This window comes from Thermorhabdus hydrogeniformans (assembly GCF_049310025.1).
GTDB lineage: Bacteria > Bacillota > Thermosediminibacteria > Thermosediminibacterales > Tepidanaerobacteraceae > JBJYKD01.
In genome coordinates, this window is sequence record NZ_JBJYKD010000227.1 from 1 (window position 1) to 255 (window position 255).

General features: G+C 39.2%; 1 pseudogene. It reads right to left on the reverse strand.

The window, feature by feature from the left end:
- Nucleotides 1-255: pseudogene (locus tag ACKX14_RS16225) on the reverse strand (peptidase T); the annotation flags it as partial.

Consider the following 255-nt stretch of genomic DNA (forward strand, 5'->3'; position numbering starts at 1 on the left):
TATATCCTCCAGTAAAAATATTTGGGCAAGGCAAGCCCATGTATGAAAGCTTTGAGCCATCTGTTCCACCTCTGACTGGCTTGATACGGACTTCAATACCGAGATCCTCCATAGCTTCCCTGGCAAGTTCAACTATCTCCATAACGGGCTCAATTTGCTCCTTCATATTATAATATGAGTCTTTGATTTCAAGAGCTATGACATCTCCGTATTTTATATTTAGGAAGTCTGCAATTTCAGTTATAAGATTCTTCT